The sequence below is a fragment of the Arthrobacter sp. H14 genome, from assembly GCF_000520495.1.
GTDB lineage: Bacteria > Actinomycetota > Actinomycetes > Actinomycetales > Micrococcaceae > Arthrobacter_C.
In genome coordinates, this window is sequence record NZ_KI914624.1 from 1 (window position 1) to 5,180 (window position 5,180).

The 5,180-nt window shown below is 61.6% G+C and carries 5 protein-coding genes; all 5 read right to left on the bottom strand.

Features of this window, described 5'->3' with window-relative positions; genetic code table 11:
* On the bottom strand, nucleotides 1-450 hold a 450-nt coding region (locus Y707_RS23160; protein WP_216699197.1), incomplete at its 3' end, for a fatty acid desaturase family protein.
* A 348-nt stretch (nucleotides 451-798) separates the two neighbouring features.
* Nucleotides 799-1,905 carry a hypothetical protein gene (locus tag Y707_RS0103640; protein ID WP_026534081.1) on the bottom strand — a complete coding sequence of 369 codons (1,107 nt, stop codon included), beginning with the start codon at nucleotides 1,903-1,905 and terminating at the stop codon, nucleotides 799-801.
* Nucleotides 1,906-2,204: 299 nt separating this feature from the next.
* The gene (locus Y707_RS0103645) at nucleotides 2,205-3,428 is read right to left on the bottom strand and encodes an IS110 family RNA-guided transposase (RefSeq protein ID WP_035780181.1); all 1,224 of its coding nucleotides are present in this window, start codon (nucleotides 3,426-3,428) and stop codon (nucleotides 2,205-2,207) included.
* A gap of 445 nt (nucleotides 3,429-3,873) precedes the next feature.
* A complete protein-coding gene (locus Y707_RS0103655; protein WP_081744587.1) occupies nucleotides 3,874-4,377 on the bottom strand; it encodes a DUF4192 family protein in 504 nt (167 codons plus the stop codon).
* Nucleotides 4,378-4,539: 162 nt separating this feature from the next.
* Nucleotides 4,540-5,121 carry a recombinase family protein gene (locus Y707_RS0103660; protein WP_026534084.1) on the bottom strand — a complete coding sequence of 194 codons (582 nt, stop codon included), beginning with the start codon at nucleotides 5,119-5,121 and terminating at the stop codon, nucleotides 4,540-4,542.
* Between the last annotated feature and the right edge of the window lie 59 nt (nucleotides 5,122-5,180).

The following is a 5,180-nucleotide window of genomic DNA, read 5'->3' on the forward strand; positions in this document are numbered from 1 at the left end:
CATCCACCAGCCGTAGCTGAGACCATTGAAGAGTCCGGACAAAACCCGCCCCGTCCAATCGTTCCAGCGCCGCGAATTGAAGATCTGCTGGTGGGCGGCTTCATGGCCGAGAAACGCAACCTGGGCCAGCACAACACCCATCAGGCCGGCTAGAATGAGCTGGTACCAGGTGTCACCCAAGAAAACAACGGCGACCGCGATGCCCGCAAGAGTGAGGGTCAAGCCGACCATCATGGTCCAGTAAAACCCGTAGCGGCGCTTCATGAGTCCGGCGTCGTGGATCCGCTGAGTCAGTTCCCGGAAAGCCTTCACCTGCTCTTCACGTGCTGTCCCTTGCTTCGCGGAACGGCGAGGAGGCGGGGCCATGCTCGTGGCGGCGTCGTGCTGCGAAAAGCCGCCGACTGATGTATGTGCCGTCGCGCGGCTCGTGCTGTTCTGTTGATCCTTCACAACCCGATAATACCGAAACACAAGTGTGCTGATTCAGGCGGTATTGGTGGCCAGGCGTGTGGCAGGCCGTTGTCCGGTTTAGGCACATCCTCTACTCCGTCGACCCAATCGAATAAGGGGGCTGGGTCCCACTGTCTTGGGTGCTCGAATGAGACGTTGCCCGAACCGAAGTTCGTTTCTAGAAATGATGTAGGGCCGCTGAACGTTGCGGTGTCGAACCAGGTGTGTTTGCTGCTGAACGTTGCGCCGTCGAATCCGGTGTTTTTTCCGCTGAACTTTACGCGGTCGAAACGGGCTTCCTCTAGGTGCGCCCCAGTGAAGTCGAGGTGATATCGGGTTGCCTGCCGCTCAGTATTTCTCCTCGGAGCGGGTTTCGGAGAGTTGCCGGCGGTCGTATTCGCGGGAGCTGAAGGTGGCTTTTTTGACGGCTTGTTCATTGTCCAGGCTTGATCCGAGTGCGCCGGCGATGGTTCCCAGCGATGCGGAGAGCCAGGCAAGGTTGAGGTACTTGTCGATGCTGGCGGGGTGGCCCAGTTGGACGGCGAGGAATTCATTGTCGATGATGATCAGTGCGCCACCGAAGATCACGGTGAATAACCCCAGGTACATCGCGAACACCGCGAGCAGGATCGTGATGACCGTAGCGAGGTTATAGCTCACGCGCCGTTCGGTGCGCCGGCCTCCGAGGGGGCGTTCCCACAAGTCGTTATGGGCGATCAACCAAATGGTCATGATCGCAATTGAGAGCAAACTAATGGCTGCGAGCCGGGGAGAGCTGAGATAATCCGCCATGCTCCACATGCTGGTGTAAAAAACACCGAACGCTCCGGTGGCTGTCGCTGCAGCCATGGCGCCGGAGAGCCCGGGCAGGATCCGCCAGGGGCGGTTGCCTCGTACCATGCCGGCTAGGAGCTGTACCCTGCCGCGAATCCCCTTCAGTGTCTCGTACGAATTCTGGTTGGCTTCTGGGGCGGGGATGTTTCGTTCCGGGGAGAGGTCACGGGTGGCAGCAGAAACCCTGCCAAGACCTAGGGACCGCGCGTTCGCGGTTCCATGAAGCACGCCGATGGTTTGCAGAAGGACCCGCTTAACCCGGTTCTTACGCAGCACGCCCAGGGCGGGAAGAGAGATCATCGCTGAACCGTATTCAGTGTTGACGCTGGAAATCATCGGGTCGGAATTGGCGTACTTGGGCAAATCTGTCAGGTAAACGAGGTAATCCCAGCCCAGCCGGTCACGGACTTCCTGGGAGCGGATGTTCAATTCCACTTCCCCCTTGGCGTCCAGGGCGAGGGATTGTTGCTCGATCTCAACTGTCCATTCCACCTCTGAGTCCAGGGACGAGCTCAGCAACTGGGCTGTCGTCGATTGCAGTTTCTGGGCCAGCGCGATCGACAGACCAGGGTCGGCCATCAATCCCACCGTTTTCTTCTTCACGACCATTGCCTTACTCATTCGTTCAGGATAAGAGAACCAGCTGTGGAAGAACTAACCCAGCGCAGGGGTGAACTGTGGGGAGGTGGAAAACCTCCTGTCACCTGCCGAGGTCAATGCTGATCCTGGTTCTCGCCCTACGCTTTATATGGACTTGCTATGTGAGGTGTATCAAGTAAGTGAGACACGGGATGACAAAAACGATCCTTTCTGACCCACTGAATTTTGATGTCATTTTCAGAAGTCGTCTGCACACGCTCCCGCGGAATTCCCGGGTTGTGCAGACGAGTATGGACACGGAAGTGATGCTCCTATCTTTGTCAAGCGCTAATTTTGGGCTGTTCTTCCAGCCATTCCCGGTAGCGGCTGCTGAGGTCAGGGTCGCGGGATTGGGACCGTTCCAGCCGTGAGATCGCGCTGGGCCAGGTGCCCAGTTCCCGTGCCACCCGTACTTGAGACAGGCCTAAGGCGCGGCGGCGTGGGCGCAGGTCATTGGTGGCCGGGGCGGGCCGCGGATTGCGCAGGCAGCGGTAGATTTCCCGGGCCACGTAGCGTTTGAGGCAGCGCATGATCTCCAGCTTTCCCTTGCCGTCGCCGGTGCGTTTGTCCACGTAGTCGCGGGTGCGCTGGTCTTTGGACATGCGCACCAGCACGATCCGGTGGATCGCAGCGTTCGCTGACCGGTCGCCACCGCGCGAGAGCCGGTGCCGGGTCGTCTTGCCCGAAGACGCCGGGATCGGTGCGGTGCCGGTAAGGGCGGCGAACTGGGCCTCGCTGGCCAGCCGTTCGGGGTTGTCGCCGATGGTGACCAGCAGCTGCGAGGCCACGGCCGTGCCGACGCCGTTGATCTCCATCAAGGCCTGAGCATGCTCGGCGACGATGCCGGCCAGCTCGGCGTCGGTCTGTTCGATTTCGGTGCTGAGGTACTGGTGCCGGGTGCCCATGCGTTTGAGGGTCACGGCTGTCGCGACGGCCGGGTCGGCGGAGTCCCCGGTGGGGCGAGTGGCGGCCATGGCCTTGGCCCGTGCCGGGCTGGTCTGGCCCCGGTATTTGGCGCGTATGGCCTCGGGCGCCGCAGTCAACACGGCGCTGATCTGGGCCAGTACCGCGGTGCGGGCCTTGCTCGCGCTGGTGCGGGCGGTGCGCAGCACGCGCAGGGCCTCCACATACCCATCACGGGTTTTCGGCGTTGAGGTTCCCCGCTGGGCGAGAACGGACTCAGCGGCCTGATAGGCGTCGATCGGGTCGGACTTGCCATGCAGGCGCCGGTGGGCGCGGTTGGCCCGGTTGACCTCCCTGATCTCGAAGCCTTCTTTGGCCAACACCCGTGCCAGTTCGGCGCCGTAGGAACCGGTACCCTCGATCCCGACCGCACTAACCGGACCGTATTCGGTGATGTATTCGGCGATTTCCCGGTACCCGGAACCGACGGCCAAAAACTTCTGATCCGCCAGATGTTTGCCGTAATCGGTGATCACGGCAACGTGGTGGGTGTCGGCATGGGTATCGATCCCGACGATGACTTTAGGATCTTCATTTGTCATGATGGAAGCGGCTCCTCTGACTCTTGCGTAGCGTTGGTACGGGCTCGCGTTCGCCAGGTGGGCAGACAAGACGGTGATGGGACCTCTTGGTCGGGCTCCTATTAAGTCATGTCCTCCTGACCAACGCGTTTGGTGCTGGTCGTTGGGCCGGCGGACGGATCATAAGAAGGACAACCCCAAAGGGTGTCAGTCAGAAGTGGAGTCACATGATGGACGACCACCACGACCATGCGTGTCTGCCCACCGGCTCAGGCGCCGGGAAGGTTCTGAGCGTTCCAGTGCAGGTCCACGGCCCAGCCCTGGGAGTCAGGCAGGAGCGCCGCCGCTGTTCCAATGTCGGTTTCCGGCGACGCTGCCAACCGGTACCGTTCCGTAGTGGATGGTTTCCCGGGTGTAGCTCAGGTCCGTGCCGGCCATGACTGTGCCTTTTTCTGTCGATGTCCTTTCATTGCACTGTACCGGCCGCTGCCCGTAGACCGTTGCCCGATATTGGTGGCTGCGCCCGCACCAGCGTGTGGAGGCGGCGGGAGGAGCGAAGCGGGGGAGGCCGCCGCCGCGAGGCGGTGCCGGCCGATTTTGTGACGGCGGGAAAGATTCCGCTGTTGAACAACTGCTGGAGCAGTTCGGCCAGGTGGTAGCCCGCGCTAACCTTCAGTGCCTTATCGATGTACCGGCCAGCGGTCGTGCCCCGGCCTTTGTACCAGTTGAGGTATCCCAGTGCCGTAAACAGCGCCGCCCGGTACCGGCCCGGGGTGAAGGGCAGCAGGTCGATCAGCAGGGTTTCGGCCTGATCGACGCGGCGCCAGTCGGGCCGGACCGGGTGCTGTCCAATCAGTACCGCCCGGTAGACCTGCGGGTCCTCGTCGGTGTTGATCATATCGGCCATGATCCGGTCGCGGATCCCCCACCGCAACAAAGTTCCACCGCTCCCCCGCCGCCGTAATGTCATTTTCAGAAGTCGTCTGCACACGCTCCCGCGGAATTCCGGGGTTGTGCAGACGAGTGTGGACACGGAAGTGTCAGAAGTCCCCTGCACGAAACTGCATTCCGCTCAAGAGTCCCCTGCACAAACCATCACTTTTCAGAAGTCGACTGCACCAATCAGTAGAAATTACTGCGTCGCAGCTTCAGCAGTGACTGTTGCGGGAACCCATCGGTAGAGGGTGGGCACGGAGACGCCGAGGCTGCTGGCAACTTCCCGCGGTGGCGTTCCCTGGCCCAGGAGCTTACGTGCGGATCGGATCTTGGCTTCGGTCATAACGCGTTTGCGGCCGCCGACCCTGCCTTGTTCGCGCGCGGCCTGCAGGCCGGCCTGGGTACGTTCGACCATGAGCTCCCGTTCCATCTGGGCCAGGGAGGCCATGACGTTGAAGAAGAAACGCCCGGAAGCCGTGGTGGTGTCGATCGCATCGGTGAGGCTGACAAAGCCTACCCCGCGTTCGCTCAGGCCGCCGGCGAAGTCCAGGAGGTCTTTCACGCTCCGGCCGAGACGGTCCAGCTTCCACACCACCAGGGTGTCGCCGTCGCGCAGATTCTCCAGCGCCTGGGTAAGTCCGGGGCGCCGGGACTTGGTGCCGCTGATCGTGTCCTCGTAGATGCGGTCGCATCCGGCCTTCTTCAGGGCCTCGAGCTGCAGGTCGAGGTTCTGGTCCCGGGTGGAGACTCTGGCGTAGCCGATGCGGTGTGTAGTCACAGGGTGCTCTCTTCTCAAAACTCGATGCGGGGCCTTGGCTCGACTGTACCGTTTCGAGA

Bases quoted from the DNA above. Each gene is read 5' to 3' on its own strand.
- Y707_RS0103640 (WP_026534081.1), bottom strand. From the start codon at position 1,905: ATGAGTAAGGCAATGGTCGTGAAGAAGAAAACGGTGGGATTGATGGCC.
- Y707_RS0103645 (WP_035780181.1), bottom strand. From the start codon at position 3,428: ATGACAAATGAAGATCCTAAAGTCATCGTCGGGATCGATACCCATGCC.
- Y707_RS0103655 (WP_081744587.1), bottom strand. From the start codon at position 4,377: ATGACATTACGGCGGCGGGGGAGCGGTGGAACTTTGTTGCGGTGGGGG.